Below are 14,667 nucleotides of genomic sequence, written 5' to 3' on the forward strand. Positions count from 1 at the left end.
AAACTAGTGGTTTGGTCCGTTGTGTGAAGCGATGGCGATGACCACCACACTTGAGGCCGGTCGGCCGCCGCAGCAGCTGCGCGACAACCTCTGGTTGTTTCCGCCCAACCGCGACAGTCAGGGCGGCAGCGCCTGGTGGCTGGATCTGGATCCCGAGCCGGTATTGGTGGACTGTCCGCCCTTGACGGAGGCCAGTCTCACCGCCCTTCGTCAGCTGGCGGGAACGCGCATCCCGAGGATTTTGCTGACCAGTCGTGAAGGGCATGGGCGCCTGCGTCGCCTCCAGGAGCGTTTGGGATGGCCGGTTCTGGTGCAGGAACAGGAGGCTTATCTATTGCCCAATGTTCAGCGATTGGAGACCTTCGTTGAGCAGCACACCACCGCCAGTGGTTTGCGGCTGTTGTGGACGCCGGGGCCGACACCCGGAAGCTGTGTGGTGTTCGCGCCCGCACCAAATGAGCTGTTGTTCTGCGGGCGTTTGCTGACGCCATGGGCTCCAGGGCAGCTCGCACCCATGCGCCATGCCCGGACCTTTCACTGGTCCAGACAGCTCAACAGTCTGGCAAAACTCAGGGGTTGGATTCCTCCAGATGCCAGTCCCCATCTGTTGTCTGGGGCTGCACTCGGTGCCCTGCGTGGGGAGCGTCTTGTGCCCTTTCGTGGGTGGAGTGATGTTGCGCAGAACTGCTAAAGCATTGCGGCACAGGACTTTTCGCTTGCAGCAACCGGTTGCTCTCCATACGATTGGGCCGCTTGGGGAAGGCAGCGGCGAGACCACTACGCCGTTTTTGAGCCGTCTCCCGCCCCCCGACTCTCTCTAACCAATGAACAAAGCTGATCTGGTGAATCTGGTGGCTGCTCGCACCGAGCTCACCAAGACCGACGTCTCCATGGTTGTCGACGCCGCCATCGACACGATCATCGACTCTGTGGTTGAAGGCAAAAAAGTTTCCATCCTGGGTTTCGGCTCATTTGAGCCTCGTGAGCGTTCTGCTCGTCAGGGTCTGAACCCCAAGACCGGAGAGAAGATCGCGATTCCTGCGAAGCGTGTTCCCGCCTTCACAGCCGGCAAAATGTTCAAAGATCGCGTTCAGGGCTGATTCACGGCTCACCTTCGTTCTCCAGGCGGCCCGATGGGTCGCCTTTTTTGATGTCTGTTCCGGAGCATCTGCAGCAGCATCTGGAGGCGGGCCGAGCCCTGTGCGCTGGTGGTGGCTATCGGGGACGTTTTGCCCCGTCGCCCACAGGAGTTCTCCATCTCGGCAATCTGCAGACGGCCCTGCTGTCGTGGTTGGCGGCACGTCAGGCCGGTGGTGCTTGGTTGCTGCGCATTGATGACCTCGACACGCCGCGCAATCGCGCCGGTGCAATTGAGTCGATCCAGAGGGATTTGAACTGGCTGGGCCTGTCTTGGGATGGCCCCCCTGTGCTGCAGAGCGAACGGCGTGGCATTTATCACTCCTGGTTGTCGTGGTTGCGCCGTTCCGGTCGTCTTTTCGCCTGTCGCTGTTCCCGGCGGGAGCTGTCCGATCAACCGATCTATCCCGGGATCTGCCGGCAGGCTGAGCACGCCTGGGGCTGGCAGCAGCAGCGGCTCCCCAGTTGGCGCTTGCGGGTCGCAGATGATGACCCCCACGGCAGTGGTGATGTGGTGCTGCGCCGGGCCGACGGGTTCATCGCATATCAGCTCGCCACCGTGATCGACGAACTCAGTTTTGGCATCACCGATGTGGTGCGTGGTGCCGATCTACGGGAAGCGTTGCCGGCCCAGCGCAGCTTGTTTGATGCCTTGGGTCAACACCCGCCCCTGTTTCGGCATGGCTCGCTGCTGCGCGATGCCCAGGGACAAAAACTCTCCAAGCGAGTCGCTAGTTCAGGCTTGGCATCGCTCCGTGCCGCGGGGATGGATGCGGCCATGGTTGTCGGACGCTTGGCCTCGGGCCTCCAGCTGGTGGACCCCGATGCGCGGCTCAGCGCAACAGAGTTGCTCGAAGACTTGACCCATCAGCAGATCAATGCAGTGATTTCTTAAGGATCACTTCGGGATCAGCCGAGGGATTTCGCCTCAAACTGACTACATCGTCTGATCCTTGGGATCATGTGCACTTGCACAGTTTGTGGGGGCAGTGGAATGCAGCGTGTTTCGGGTGATCGCTTCCGAACCTGCATTGTCTGTCTTGGAACTGGTCAGCTCAGTTCAGCCGTGCAATCCGCACCGTTGAACCACCAGCCGATCAACGCCCCTGGCCTGGCCAAACTCAGTTGTCCGACCCGGCCGATGGCCTGAGCTTCGGTGGGCTGAATCTCAGCTCAGGGGAGCTTTTTGGTTGTTCTGGATCACGAAATAGGTCACCGTCGCCACCACGATCAACAGAGGCACCGCAGTGAACAGCAGCAGAGCGAGGGCAGTCCAGTCTGTGTACACGGCGGTGTGATCGATGTTGCGGCATCATCTCAGTAAATCGTCCCTCTGAGCCCTGCTCACGCGCTCCGTCACAGTCCTGCTGGCTCTCGGCATGCTGATCCCGGCGGCCCAGGCTTCGTCTCTGGCCGCCTTTCAGGCACGGGCACAGCGCTGCCTTGAAGCGGGTCACCACCAGCTCTGTCAACAGGCTCTGCTTGAGGCGGAGGCCCTTCAGCGACGGGCATCGGCTCGCAGTGCGTACCCCTGTCAGACGCTGCTGCTGGGCGTCCAGGCCGATTTGATCATGCAGCAACTGAAGGCTGGCCGCGGTGCTCAGGCCGTTGTGGATCTGCAGGCTGCAACCCGCGGTTGCTCTGGCCTCTGAAGAGGGAGTCTGGTCGCCGATGTGTTTCTCCCACGTCCTGTCATTGACCAACCCGGCCATTGACCAACCCGGCCATTGACCAACCCGGTCATTGACCAACAATGACTGGTGTTGTGCTTCCCCCGCGGATGGGCGGTACCACCTTGGTTTTGCCGTCCCACTTATCGAGAAAGAGCTTGTAGAGGACGCTGTCATTAAGCGACTTGGTCAATGTTTGAAACTTAAGGGCTTCTTGCTCTGCAATTTGAACCTCTGTTTTTGCGCGTAGAAGCTGCTGTTGAGCAATTTGTTTTTGTTCGATTGCTGCTCTGTATTCTTCGGCGATCTTGAGGCCAGTGATATCGAGGCCCTTCACGGCCACATAGTCGAATTTGCTCAGTTCGTTTGAGACGCTTTCTTGCACAAGGGTGGAGATGTTGTTCCAGTCAGTTGCGATGGTGTCGAGTTCATACTTCGAGAACACCGACTTCAGAGACTTCAGCAGTGATGGCTGAATCACCCTTGCATAGATTGCAGAATCGTCGGTGGCAATGGTGCTGTAAATCCTTGGCGCCTCCCCAGGTTTGACGGCGTATTTCACCGTTGCTGTTGCTTCGATTACCTGTAAATCCTTGGTGAGTGTCGAAAATTTTTCGGGAATGACCTGTGTTCTTACGCTGAAGTTATGGGTCGATTGGATGAAAGGTAGTTTTAAATTCAAGCCTGGTTCTCGAGGGGTATCGGAGACTTTTCCCAGGGTTGTGACAACGCCAACTTCGCCAGCGGGAACAACGAAAACAGTCGATAAGAGGGCGATGCCACCAATGAAGACCGTCGTGATGCCGACCACTGTTTTTGTGATCTGCTCTGGTTGGCCCTTGGATTGCATGATGATGGCGTGAATCGATAATTAAAATATTAGTGATCCCTTGTTGGTTGTGATGAAAAAATATTCTGGGGATTTCTGGGTTGGGTCTGCTGCAATTTTTGTTGCTTCGTTGATGAGCAGTGTGGTCAGTTCTGTTGTTTGGTGTAGGCCTGGATCGTTTGTGCTCCTGAAGATCAGTGGGGAAGGCCCCTCATCAACCAGGACTCCATCACAAAGAACAGAAGGAAGAATCCAACAATGCCTGCAACGAGGAGCTTGCCGTTCATTGAATTAGCTCCGTGCTTCTCTGTGCATCCAGCTGATCCAGTCAGCAGAAATGTCCTGTGGGCAGACCGCTTCGCATTCCAGGTTGCTGCTGCAGCTTCCGAAGCCCTCTGCCTCCATCTGGCGCTGCATGGCATCGGCGCGTCGGGCCCGTTCCGGTTGTCCCTGTGGCAGCTGACCCAAATGCGCCAGTTTGGCGGCCACGAACAGGCTGGCTGAGGCATTGCGGCAGCTGGCGACGCAGGCGCCACAACCGATGCAGGTCGCTGTGCTGAAGGCGCTAGTGGCTTGCTCTCGCCCCACCGGCAAGGCGTTGCCATCCGGGGCCTGACCAGTGCCTATGGAGCAGTAGCCCCCGGCGGCGATGAGGCGGTCGAAGGCGGAGCGGTCCACCATGAGGTCCTGGATTGGAGGGAAGGCTCGTGCGCTCCAGGGCTCCAGGGTTAGCACCGTGCCATCGCTGAACTCCCGCAGGTAGAGCTGGCACACAGATGTGGCGGTCCGAGGTCCATGGGCCTGGCCATTCACGAGGAAGCCGCAGCTGCCGCAGATCCCTTCGCGGCAGTCGTGCTCGAAGCTCACGGGCCGTTCTCCGGAGCTGATCAGTTGTTCATTGAGCTGATCAAGTGCTTCAAGCAGGGAGAGGTCGGGGGAGACGTTCTCCAGCAGATAGCTCTGATGTGTCCCGGGTTGATCGGCGCTGCTCTGGCGCCAGATGCGCAGGGTGAGTTTCATTTGTAGCTCCGGGTGCTGGGTTGCAGCGTGGTGAACTGCAGCGGTTCGCTGTGGCGGATCGGATCGCCGCCGCTGTTGTGCTCCCAGGCCGCGATATGGGCGAAGTTGACGTCGTCACGCCGGGCTTCGCCGTCTTCACTCTGGTGTTCCTCGCGGAAGTGGGCGCCGCACGACTCCTCTCGGGCTAGGGCATCCCGCAGCATCAATTGGGCAAGCCCGAAGAAGTCTTTAACCCGCAGAGCTTTCTCCAGCTCGGCATTGGGACCGCTGGCGTCGCCGGGCACCCGCACTTCAGTGTCGAAGCGCTGTTCAAGGGATCGCACCTGCTGCAGCCCCTCCTGAAGACCATTTGCATGGCGGCTGATGCCGCAGCGGTCGATCATCACGCTTCCCAGCTCGCGATGGAAGCTGTCCACCGGGGTGTTGCCCTTGTTGTTGAGCAATTGGCTGATCCGGGTGCGGGTGCTCTCCAGGGCCTCGCGGCAGGCCGGGTGGTCGGTGGAGACATCCTCGGCCGGTGTGCTCGCCAGCCAGGCCGTGACCGTGGACGGCGCGATGAAGTAGCCATCGGCAAGCCCTTGCATCAAGGCGCTGGCCCCGAGTCGGTTGGCGCCATGCTCGGAGTAGTTCGCTTCCCCGAGCACAAAGAGGCCTGGGACCGAACTCATCAGGTGGTAGTCGACCCAGAGGCCGCCCATTGTGTAGTGGGGGGCGGGATAGATCCGCATCGGCTTGCTGTAGGGGTCGTCGCCGCTGATCCGCTCGTACATTGTCATCAAGTTGCCGTAGCGCGCAGCAATGGCGTCGCGACCTTCGGCTTTGATGGCATCGGTGAGGTCGAGGTAGACCGATCGCCCCCCCGGGCCGACGCCCCGCCCGGCGTTGCAAAGCTCCCTGGCTCGCCTGGAGGCGACGTCCCGCGGCGTCATGTTGCCGTAGGTGGGATAAAGCCTCTCCAAGAAGTAGTCGCGCTCCTCTTCAGGAATCGCATCGGGAGATCGTGTCTCGTCCGGGTTTTTGGGCAGCCAGACCCGCCCGTCGTTGCGCAGGCTTTCGCTCATCAGTGTCAGCTTGCTCTGGAAGACATCGCCACTAGGAATGCAGGTGGGATGAATCTGGGTGAAGCAGGGATTGGCGAACAGGGCCCCTTTGCAGTGGGCTCGCCAGATCGCACTGGTGTTGGACTTGAGCGCATTGGTGGAGAGGAAGTAGACGTTGCTGTAGCCACCGGTGCAGAGCAGGACAGTACGGGCGGTGTGCACCTCCAGCTCACCGCTCAGCAGATGGCGCGCCACCACACCGCGTGCGACCCCATCCACGGTGATTAGCTCGAGCACATCCCGACGGGTGAGCAGTTGCACGCGACCCAGCTCCACCTGGCGCATCAAGGCCTGGTAGGCGCCGTAGAGCAATTGCTGGCCGGTCTGACCACGGGCATAGAAGGTGCGGCTCACTAGAGCACCGCCGAAACTGCGGGTGGCCAGGCTGCCGCCGTATTCGCGCGCGAACGGCACCCCCTGGGCTACGCATTGGTCGATGATGCCGCTGCTGATTTCCGCCAGCCGCTGGCAGCCTGATTCGCGGGCGCGGAAGTCGCCCCCCTTGAGGGTGTCGGCGAACAGGCGACTGATGCTGTCTCCATCGACCGCAACGGAACGCGCGGCATTAATGCCGCCTTGAGCCGCCACCGAATGGGCACGGCGTGGGCTGTCATGGAAGCTGAGCACCGTGACCCGGTAGCCCTGCTGCGCCAAGGTTGCCGCCGCTGAAGCGCCTGCCAGGCCGGTCCCCACCACGAGTACATCCAGCTGCCCTTTGCGTAAGGGGCTGATCAGCGGCAGTCCCTCCCGAGTCCTTCGCCAGGCATCAGCGAGCGGACCGGAGGGAATCCTGGGGTCAGGCCAACCACTGCTCATGCCAATCCTCCGAGGGCCAGTCCCAGGCTGATCAGCAGGAAGCCTCCTCCGATGACAGACGCCAGCAGGCGCCCCCCCCAGCGGATGCTGGGGCCATTAACCGGGGTCAGCAGCCCCAGGTTGCGGTGTGCTGCCTCAGCACCGTGCAGAAGGTGCAGCCCGATGACCAGGCTGCCGGCGGCATAAACAAGCAGGCTGATCGGTTGCTGCAGCACCTGCATCAATGCCTCTCTCTCCAATCCGTCTGCAGGACGGGGCCAACGCAATTGCTGCAGGTGCAGGGTTAGGAATCCCAGCGTGATGATTCCTGCAGCGACTTTGCTGCGGCTGGCGAGAGCCGCGAGCGGTCGACCACGACGGCTGCGCAGCGCAGCTGTATTGCCAGCGCGACGATTTCGAAGCGTTTTGGCGACGGTGAAGACCAGATGAATGGTTGCGGTGGTGGCCAAGCTGACCTCCAGCAGAGGGAGCCACGGCTGGTGATGCAGGGTCGTGGCGTACAGCTCGAACTTCAGCGGTGCGATCAGGGCGGGCAACAAACCGGCCAGATGAACCACAAGAAACAGCACCAGCAGCAACCCGCTGATGGCCGATCCAATGCGCATCACGTTTGGCACCTGAATCAATCCCAAAACACAGGATTTCGGCTGGGACGATACCTGCCGTAGTTGAGTTCTCTCGGCATCAGGTCTTCACTGATTCCCACACAGATCGTATTCAGGGGCATTGAAAAGCTGCTGCCGTCTCGATCGAAAGGCCCTTCCACATAAGCCCCGATGCGCTCAGCAATGAGGAACCCGAAGAACAGCAGAATTCCCGTAAGCGCTGACCCCTGGCTTTCAAACGACAGCAGCAACTGGGTTCCGAACACCCAATTGATCACACGAACGAAGAGGTCGTAGGGCGGTGGAATCGGGGTGTTGCGGATCCGTTCGAGACCGCCAACGGCATCGGTCATGGCATCACTGATCTCCAGCAAATGCTTGCGGCCCCACTCGGTGATCCATTGATCTTCGGCCAGTTTCTGAATGCCCATCATTCGTTGAACCGAAAGGCTTCGAACTGTGCTGTCGTCTGGCAGTGCGAGCTGATCAAGCAGTTCTTGCCGCATCAGATCTAGGTCTGGATGCCAGAAGTTGCGCAATTGAAAGTTCAATTGCCAAACAATGGCCACCTGAAGCTGCACCAACTGCTGTGTTCGAGCACTGCGCCATTGCTGCTCGTTGAGCAACCCGCGCAGGCCGTCGGCCCAGACACGGCTTTTATTTACAACTGTTCCCCACAGTGTTCGCGCTTCCCACCAACGGCTAATGGCTTGGGTGTTGCGGAAACCGATGAAGATCGACATGGCGATGCCCAGTACGGCCACTGCCTTCGTGCTGAGCAACCAGTCCTTGAGGTGAATGTCGAGCGGGATCAGCACGACACTCATCAGCACCAGCATCGCCAGGTCCACTTTCGCCCGCTTCACCAGTTGCAACGCCACACGCCAGTAGTCGCGTTGGTTGGTAGCGGCCGGGTCCCCGTAGCTGCCTGTTTTGAAGGCCACGCCTCTTGAGGGAAGGATCACAGAACGTGCACGGCGCTGGTTTTCAAGTATTGCTCTTGTCATCGTGCGAGGAGTTCTTGGTAGCCGGACGTGCGCGTCTCGTCCCGTCGCATGCGCTGGCTGATCCCGTTGGTGGCAACAGTGCTTGTTCTCAGCTTGTTGTTGCACCCCTTGCTGCACAAGGCCCCATCTCTGCCTGCAAACACATCCCCTCCGGCGTTTGACTGGGACAGGCTTGCTCAAACTCTGATTGATGTGCCTGAGGATCAGAGTGGGTCCCCAGGAATCTTGCAAGTTGGCGCTTATGTCACGAACCTGAGTGATCTTGATCTACTTGAAAATCGCTTTTCAGTACAACTTTTTTTGTGGTCGATTTGGTCGGGTCCTGCGGATCAGAATCCCAGTGATGACCTCACCGTCCTGAATGGCATTCATGACGGTGATGTGCAGCGCTTTGAACGGGTGCGTCGAGAGTCTCGTGCCGATGGTCGTGTCTGGAGCCTCTACCGCATTCGTACGCAGGCGGTCCAACGCTGGCAGCTGAGTCGCTATCCCTTTGATAGCCAGCACTTGAAGGTTGAGGTTGGCTTCCTCGATCCGTTGAACCCGACTGCTTTGGAGGTGGTGCCATCCAATGGCTTCTCTTTGAGCCCAGGATTAATTCTGCCCGGTTGGTTGTTGCATGATTCAGAAGCCTTCCCTTCTCAAGTGTCACTGATGAGTGACCTGGGCTCAGGGATCGAGTCTGGATTGTCATTGATTCGTCAGCACACGGTTGTATTTCAGATGCATTTGGAACGGGTGAGTTTGCTGTGGTTCACCCCTGATTTTCTTGGATACATTCTTGCAGTTGGCCTGTGCTGCATGGCGCTGCTGATTAGCCGCAGTCGTGATGATCTGATCCTTGCTGCGGTTGTTTCTGCAGGTGGTAATTATGTTTTTATTGCCGGGAAGCTTCCCGTGACAGCTATGAGTGGATTTATCGGCAATCTTCAGATCATTATTTTTCTCGGTATTCTTTATGTGGTAGGTGCGGATGAGGTTATTGATAATCATCTGGCTGAGTATTCGAAGCGTGTATCTGGGATTTTGCGGCGTTGTCTATTGCCAAGTTATTTGGCTTTCACTTTGTTTGGTGTTTACTTGATTATTCCCTCGAGCTGATGTCTGTACCTCGCTTTGGTTCGCAAACAGCTGCTTCGGTTGTTCTGAGTCTGCTGGTAGTGGTGGCAGCCTTCCTCGCGATCCGCCCAAGATTTTCGGAAGGCCAGCTCGATCTCGACAATAAGCATTTGTTAACGGCAGTGGAAGTGCAGTCCCTCCCTGATGGTGTGCTCCCGGTAGTGCTTGGTCGTGATCTCGGTGATACGGAACGGGAGTTCAAAACACAGCTGTTGCGCTTGATTATGGAGCGCAGTGGAGTTGATTTTGCCTTTGGTCTAACTGCTGAAGATCTGTCGCAGGATGCAGCCATTGATGCCTTGGCATCAGGCCAGCTGGTGGGAGGCAAAAACCCCCATGCCATCACGATCGGTGCCTACGGTGCAGGTCGATCATTGAACGCGCGTTTGCGGGTCATTCCGATTCCCATTACTGGCGGTGTCTTGGGGCTTCGTGTTGGTTGGACCCACGACAAGCGCTTGCCAAGGTTGGCATCTGTCGACAACTTGAAGGAATTACGTGCTCTGACTCTGCTGCAGGGGAGTGGTTGGAGCGAGCTGGATATTTTTGATGCGGCTGGGTTGCGAACATTTGAAACATCTGGGGATAATTTATTTCGACTCGTTGATCAGCAGAGGGTTGATCTGCTGTTGCGTGGGGTAGCAGAAATTGAGGGTGAACAGGAAGTCGTTAATCGCTTTTCCGATGGAGTGGTTCTTGATCCTCATGTTCTTGTGGTCTATCCATTTGCGGGTTTCTTTTATGTCAGCCCCGACAACATGGAGCTGGCTGATGCTGTGACAGCGGGTTTTGAGGAGATTATTCGTGATGGCTCCTATCAGCAGTTGCTCGAGTCTCAGGTTTATACATCTTGGTTGCGTGATCGCCTGAAGCTGAAACAAAGACAGGTGATTTTTATTCCCAATCCAGAAGCGCGTGGTGTTCTCGATGTTGTTGATCCTCAGCATTGGATTGTTCCCTGGGGATTGCTGGCAGACGGAACCATCCAAACGGGTGAGCAGCTATGTGCCATTCCTGGCCTTGCTGCACTTTGTCGTTAGTGCGTGAAATTAGGCGGTCTGATGTGTTGTGACCAGATCGTTCGACTTAAATGCTAAGAGCGTTACCAACAAACACCGTGAACCAATGCTGAAAGCACTTTAAACATGATGTGAAGCCGATGACCTGACTTGAACAGGCGACCCACGCTTTACGAAAGCGTTGCTCTACCGGCTGAGCTACATCGGCGTCGTGAGCAATTTAACATTTGCTCTGAATCCAACGGGGACGTTTGTCCGATAATCAGCGCTCCAAATCCAGCCTGGATCCCGCGTTGCGGGAGCGATTGCTCAAAGAGTCACAGACTCCCTGGCGGGGGCTCCGACGACTGCTCTGGTTCGCTCTCTTTGCCTCCGCTGGGCTCGGCCTGTTCACCATGGCCTTCCGTGCTTCCGCTGGCGACAGTGTCGACTTGGCTGATTTCGGGATCCAGGGCGGTGCTCTCCTCCTCTTCTCCGGGCTGCTCTGGTTCGACCGGGACAGGAGTGGAAGCAGTGGAGATTGATTCAGGCGAAGCCGATGGGTTGGCGTTTGCAGCAGCATCGACTTCAGCCTCAACGGCATCTTCAGCACTGTCATCTTCAGCACTGTCGACATCCAGTTCTGACTCGGTGCTGACCTCCTTGTCTTCGTTGTTCAGCACCAGCTCTTCAGGCTCAATGTCAGCAGATTCCACAGACATCTTCGCGGTGTTGTCTTTGCTCTCTTGTTCGGTGATCTTGTTTTCAGGGCCGTCATCCGTCTCCGGCTCCGCGGGTTCCGCGTCGATGGTTTCGTCGGGAATCTCGTTGTTCAGTTGATCGATTTCCGTTTCAGATGCGTCGATGTCTCGGTCGACGTCATCACTGGCTGATGCGTCGACGTCCGCCACCTCAACGGCTTGATCCGTGTCGTTGGCTTCGGTTTCAACAGAGTCCTCAGGAATCCCCCGGTTGATGTCTGTGCTGTCTTGAACGGTGGTCTCATTTTCAGTGCCGTCATCCGTCTCCGGCTCCGCGGGTTCCGTGTCGATGGTTTCGTCGGGAATCTCGTTGTTGGACGGATCGGTTTCGCTTTTGTCCTGGTCTTGGCTGTCTTCATCAACGGCTGGCGCGTCGACGTCCGCCTCCTCAACGATGCCTTCAGTGCTTGGGTCTGCCTGAGCCTCCGGCCAGTCCAGGGCGGGGAGGTTGAGCAGCTGCAGGCCAAGGCTGGTGCGTTGCGATGCAACAGCTTCAGCCCGGAAGGTTGAATCAGCAGCCGCAGTTGTTGTTGCCGAACCAACCAAGACCGCTGCGGCTTGAACCAACTGCTGCAACTGCCAGACGATCAGCCCCAGCAGCGGACTGACAAGCAACAGGCTGACGAGGCGGGACTGGCCCGAAACCGGAGAAAATTCATTCACCAGCACTGCTGAATCATCGAGCCACCAGAGGGTGGGCAGCAGGATGACCGCCGCAGCTACTACAGCAATGCGGCTGCTGAGACCGCTTTGCGATGCACTGATGCGGAGTTGATCGCTGCTGCGGCTGGCCAGCGGCTGACGCACCAGCAGCAGTGATCCCCAGTCGGCGGGGCGCCGCCATAACGCCACAGTCGGAGCCAGCACCCCGACGCCCCAGATCAGAAATCGCTCCACACCAGGCACAGGTCCCGGATCCGCGCCGGCTAGAACCAGGCGGATCACCAGCAGTTCCAGTGGGATGGCTCCAAGAGCCAGGCACTGAAGCCAGAGCAGTGGCTCGCTGCGGGGCTGCACGATCGCTTGCGGGGTCAGGTGGTGAGTTTGCGACGTTGGGTGACCATCTTGAAGGCTTCAATGCGATCGCCTTCTTCCCAATTGGCGAACCGATCGGTGCCGACACCGCATTCGAAGCCTGTGGCCACTTCCTTGACGTCGTCCTTGTTGCGACGCAGGGAGTCGAGGTCGCCCTCGTAGACCACCTGTTTCCCGCGATGGACCCGCACCCGGCAGTTGCGATGCAGCTTGCCAGTGTTGACATAACAACCGGCAACGGCACTTTTGCCGATGGTGAACACAGCGCGCACCTCGGCTTCGCCCAGGGCTTCTTCCACCAGCTCCGGCTCCAGTAGACCTTCCATTGCCATCTGGATGTCCTCCAGAAGCTTGTAGATCACGTCGTAATCGCGGACGTCCACCCCGGTGGCATCTGCGGCCTTCTTGGCTCCGGAGGCCATGGAGGTGTTGAAGCCCACGATCACAGCGCCGGATGCGGCGGCCAGATCCACGTCGGTTTCTGTGATCTCACCGGGTGCGGACAGGAGCACACGCACCTGAACCTCATCTTTGGGAAGCTGTTCGAGCGATCCGAGGATGGCTTCCACAGAGCCCTGAACATCTGCCTTGAGAATCAGGTTGAGTTCCTTGAGCTCGCCGTCATTCGCTTGACCGGACATGGCCGTGAGCGAGACCCGTCGCGATGCCATCTGTTGGGCGAGACGTGTGGCACGGGCATCGGAGGCACGATCGCCCACAACAGCCCGGGCCGACTTCTCGTCGGGGTACACCTCAAACTCATCACCGGCTGTGGGGACCTCGCTGAAGCCCAGGGCCTCGACGGCGAAGGAGGGACCGGCCGACTTCAGCCGTTGCCGGTTGTCGTCCACCATGGCGCGCACCTTGCCAAGCACCGGACCAGCGGCGACCACGTCGCCGGTCTTGAGGGTGCCGTTCTGCACCAGCAGCGTGGCCACGGGGCCTTTCGCTTTGTCGAGGTGTGCCTCGATCACGGTGCCGCGGGCCAGACGATCTGGATTGGCCTGCAGGTCTTCCACTTCGGTGACCAGCAGCAGCATCTCCAGCAGTTTGTCGATGTTCTCGCCCTTGATGGCGCTCACCGGCACCATCACCACATCGCCGCCCCAGTCTTCCGCCAGCAGGTTTTGTTCGGACAGCTCCTGTTTGACCCGCTCGGGAGATGAACCCTCTTTGTCGATTTTGTTGATCGCCACCACGATCGGCACTTCAGCAGCCCGTGCATGGCTGATGGCTTCAAGGGTTTGAGGGCGGACGCCGTCATCAGCAGCCACCACCAGCACAGCCACATCCGTCACCTTGGTGCCGCGAGCCCGCATGGCGGTGAACGCTGCGTGGCCCGGGGTGTCAAGGAAGGTGAGTTTTCGCGGCTCGTTGTTGTGCTCAACCTCAACCTGATAAGCACCGATGTGCTGGGTGATGCCTCCGGCCTCTCCCGCAGCGACGCGGGCCTGACGGATGGCATCCAGCAGGCTGGTTTTGCCGTGGTCGACATGGCCCATGACGGTGACCACGGGAGGACGTCGGATCAGATGAGCCTTGTCGGCTTCCTCGATCATTTCGACGGTCTTCTTCGCAGCCTCCTCAACGTCGTCCTGGAGCACCGGCACACCGAATTCTTCGGCCACGGCCTCGATCGTCGGCATATCCAGGGTCTGGGTGACCGTGGCGATGACCCCCTTGAAGAACAGGGATTTGATGATCTCCGAGCTTTCGACGCTCAGCATGTCGGCCAGTTCCTGCACCGTGAGGTTGTCCTCCGGCACCACGATCATTTCGGGCCGCACCTGCTTGGCTTCCCGGGCTGCCCGCAGCTCCATGGCACGCCGACGCTGGCGCTGACGGGCGGTTTCCTTCTTGCGCTTGCGCATCGCCGCCACCGGCTTGGGTGCCGTGCGCTGCTGCAATTTGGGTTTTGAGGGACGAGCCAGGCTCGCCGAGAGAACCATGTTCTCCTGTTCCCCGGCGAAGCCGCCGGTCTGTGCCGCTAGCGAATCATCGTTTTCTCCGATGATGTGGACCTTCTGGCGCTGCTTCTGCGGCGAGCGGCTGCGCAGGGCTTCCAGCTTGGCGCTGTCATCCCAATCCGGCCGACCGGGACGTCGCTGGCCACCAGGACCGCCAGGACGGAAGCTCGGACGACGTGGTGCCGATGGAGCGGTCGGACGTGCCACGGGGGGTGTGGCTGTCCCTGCACCGGCTTTGGTCGGTGCGTCGGGACGGCGGGGGGCCGGTGCCGTCGGTCGGCCGACCGGCTTCTGCAGCTGCATGAGCTCACCGGGAGCCACCGGTTTGCGCATTCCAGCGGGCATTCCTGGACGTCCAGGAGCTCCTGGACGGGTGGGAGCACCCGGACGTCCGCTGCCGGTCGTGCTGCCGTCGCGACGAATCGGTTTCCCAACCAGTTCCAGGGTGTTGCCACTGCGTGGGGGCATCCCTGGTCGACTTTGTCGGGTGGGGGTTCCCGGTCTGCTCGGTCCCCCCTGGCGTTGGGGAACGCCGGTGCCAGCAGGGCGACGCGGCACGGGTTTACCCACCAGTTCGGGCTTGGGGGTGGGGCGTGATGGGGC

14 protein-coding genes, 1 tRNA gene and 1 pseudogene are annotated in these 14,667 nt (G+C 59.2%); 8 read left to right on the plus strand and 8 right to left on the minus strand.

Going from position 1 to position 14,667, the window contains the following annotated elements:
• Positions 1-31: 31 nt before the first annotated feature.
• The 5 genes from NCN06_RS07680 to NCN06_RS07700 all read left to right on the plus strand — a co-directional run bounded on the left by NCN06_RS07680 (position 32) and on the right by NCN06_RS07700 (position 2,789).
• Entirely contained in the window at positions 32-691 is a 660-nt protein-coding gene (locus NCN06_RS07680; protein WP_226398022.1) for an MBL fold metallo-hydrolase, read from the plus strand.
• Positions 692-824: 133 nt separating this feature from the next.
• The gene (locus NCN06_RS07685; protein ID WP_006850925.1) at positions 825-1,100 is read left to right on the plus strand and encodes an HU family DNA-binding protein; all 276 of its coding nucleotides are present in this window, start codon (positions 825-827) and stop codon (positions 1,098-1,100) included.
• Between the two features lie 50 nt (positions 1,101-1,150).
• On the plus strand, positions 1,151-2,032 hold the full coding sequence (gluQRS, locus tag NCN06_RS07690) for a tRNA glutamyl-Q(34) synthetase GluQRS (RefSeq protein ID WP_250398818.1): 882 nt from the start codon (positions 1,151-1,153) through the stop codon (positions 2,030-2,032).
• 99 nt (positions 2,033-2,131) lie between these two features.
• Positions 2,132-2,287 carry a hypothetical protein gene (locus NCN06_RS07695; RefSeq protein ID WP_170951104.1) on the plus strand — a complete coding sequence of 52 codons (156 nt, stop codon included), beginning with the start codon at positions 2,132-2,134 and terminating at the stop codon, positions 2,285-2,287.
• Positions 2,288-2,516: 229 nt separating this feature from the next.
• Positions 2,517-2,789 (plus strand): hypothetical protein, encoded by a 273-nt coding sequence (locus tag NCN06_RS07700; RefSeq protein ID WP_226398024.1) that lies wholly within the window; start codon positions 2,517-2,519, stop codon positions 2,787-2,789.
• 88 nt (positions 2,790-2,877) lie between these two features.
• Here the strand turns inward: NCN06_RS07700 and NCN06_RS07705 are convergent, their stop codons facing one another.
• From NCN06_RS07705 to NCN06_RS07725, 5 genes are all read right to left on the minus strand, one after another.
• Positions 2,878-3,657: a prohibitin family protein gene (locus NCN06_RS07705; protein WP_115022265.1), complete on the minus strand. Its 780-nt coding sequence runs from the start codon at positions 3,655-3,657 to the stop codon at positions 2,878-2,880.
• A 270-nt stretch (positions 3,658-3,927) separates the two neighbouring features.
• Positions 3,928-4,656 (minus strand): succinate dehydrogenase/fumarate reductase iron-sulfur subunit, encoded by a 729-nt coding sequence (locus NCN06_RS07710; protein WP_226398025.1) that lies wholly within the window; start codon positions 4,654-4,656, stop codon positions 3,928-3,930.
• Positions 4,653-6,572 (minus strand): fumarate reductase/succinate dehydrogenase flavoprotein subunit, encoded by a 1,920-nt coding sequence (locus NCN06_RS07715; protein WP_226398026.1) that lies wholly within the window; start codon positions 6,570-6,572, stop codon positions 4,653-4,655. Before NCN06_RS07715 ends, NCN06_RS07710 begins: the two co-directional genes overlap by 4 nt.
• The gene (locus tag NCN06_RS07720; protein WP_250398819.1) at positions 6,569-7,177 is read right to left on the minus strand and encodes a succinate dehydrogenase cytochrome b subunit; all 609 of its coding nucleotides are present in this window, start codon (positions 7,175-7,177) and stop codon (positions 6,569-6,571) included. The genes NCN06_RS07715 and NCN06_RS07720 overlap by 4 nt, the downstream gene beginning before the upstream one ends.
• A gap of 17 nt (positions 7,178-7,194) precedes the next feature.
• Positions 7,195-8,121, minus strand: a complete 927-nt coding sequence (locus tag NCN06_RS07725) for a bestrophin family protein (RefSeq protein WP_250398820.1) — start codon at positions 8,119-8,121, stop codon at positions 7,195-7,197.
• A gap of 111 nt (positions 8,122-8,232) precedes the next feature.
• Here NCN06_RS07725 and NCN06_RS07730 point away from each other — a divergent pair, with 111 nt between their 5' ends.
• The gene (locus NCN06_RS07730; protein WP_226398029.1) at positions 8,233-9,285 is read left to right on the plus strand and encodes a ligand-gated ion channel; all 1,053 of its coding nucleotides are present in this window, start codon (positions 8,233-8,235) and stop codon (positions 9,283-9,285) included.
• A complete protein-coding gene (locus tag NCN06_RS07735) occupies positions 9,219-10,343 on the plus strand; it encodes a transporter substrate-binding domain-containing protein (protein ID WP_226409314.1) in 1,125 nt (374 codons plus the stop codon). The genes NCN06_RS07730 and NCN06_RS07735 overlap by 67 nt, the downstream gene beginning before the upstream one ends.
• A 114-nt stretch (positions 10,344-10,457) precedes the next feature.
• Here the strand turns inward: NCN06_RS07735 and NCN06_RS07740 are convergent.
• Positions 10,458-10,530, minus strand: a tRNA-Thr gene (locus NCN06_RS07740).
• Positions 10,531-10,627: 97 nt separating this feature from the next.
• On the opposite strand from NCN06_RS07740, the gene NCN06_RS07745 reads away from it, so the two are divergent.
• A complete protein-coding gene (locus NCN06_RS07745) occupies positions 10,628-10,846 on the plus strand; it encodes a DUF3493 domain-containing protein (protein ID WP_370520032.1) in 219 nt (72 codons plus the stop codon).
• 720 nt (positions 10,847-11,566) lie between these two features.
• Here the strand turns inward: NCN06_RS07745 and NCN06_RS07750 are convergent.
• Positions 11,567-12,079, minus strand: a pseudogene (locus NCN06_RS07750) (low-complexity tail membrane protein); the annotation flags it as partial.
• Positions 12,080-12,093: 14 nt separating this feature from the next.
• Positions 12,094-14,667 (minus strand): translation initiation factor IF-2 (gene infB, locus NCN06_RS07755; protein WP_226398032.1); only part of this gene is annotated, 2,574 nt, incomplete at its 5' end.

The organism is Synechococcus sp. MU1648 (assembly GCF_023630615.1).
In the GTDB taxonomy this organism is placed as follows: domain Bacteria; phylum Cyanobacteriota; class Cyanobacteriia; order PCC-6307; family Cyanobiaceae; genus Parasynechococcus.

What these genes read in the sequence shown, in the direction of transcription:
- NCN06_RS07715 (WP_226398026.1), bottom strand. Translation starts at nt 6,572, where the DNA reads ATGAGCAGTGGTTGGCCTGACCCCAGGATTCCCTCCGGTCCGCTCGCT.
- NCN06_RS07700 (WP_226398024.1), top strand. Translation starts at nt 2,517, where the DNA reads ATGCTGATCCCGGCGGCCCAGGCTTCGTCTCTGGCCGCCTTTCAGGCA.
- gluQRS (WP_250398818.1), top strand. Translation starts at nt 1,151, where the DNA reads ATGTCTGTTCCGGAGCATCTGCAGCAGCATCTGGAGGCGGGCCGAGCC.
- NCN06_RS07720 (WP_250398819.1), bottom strand. Translation starts at nt 7,177, where the DNA reads ATGCGCATTGGATCGGCCATCAGCGGGTTGCTGCTGGTGCTGTTTCTT.
- NCN06_RS07685 (WP_006850925.1), top strand. Translation starts at nt 825, where the DNA reads ATGAACAAAGCTGATCTGGTGAATCTGGTGGCTGCTCGCACCGAGCTC.
- NCN06_RS07710 (WP_226398025.1), bottom strand. Translation starts at nt 4,656, where the DNA reads ATGAAACTCACCCTGCGCATCTGGCGCCAGAGCAGCGCCGATCAACCC.
- NCN06_RS07680 (WP_226398022.1), top strand. Translation starts at nt 32, where the DNA reads ATGGCGATGACCACCACACTTGAGGCCGGTCGGCCGCCGCAGCAGCTG.
- NCN06_RS07705 (WP_115022265.1), bottom strand. Translation starts at nt 3,657, where the DNA reads ATGCAATCCAAGGGCCAACCAGAGCAGATCACAAAAACAGTGGTCGGC.
- NCN06_RS07730 (WP_226398029.1), top strand. Translation starts at nt 8,233, where the DNA reads ATGCGCTGGCTGATCCCGTTGGTGGCAACAGTGCTTGTTCTCAGCTTG.
- NCN06_RS07695 (WP_170951104.1), top strand. Translation starts at nt 2,132, where the DNA reads ATGCAGCGTGTTTCGGGTGATCGCTTCCGAACCTGCATTGTCTGTCTT.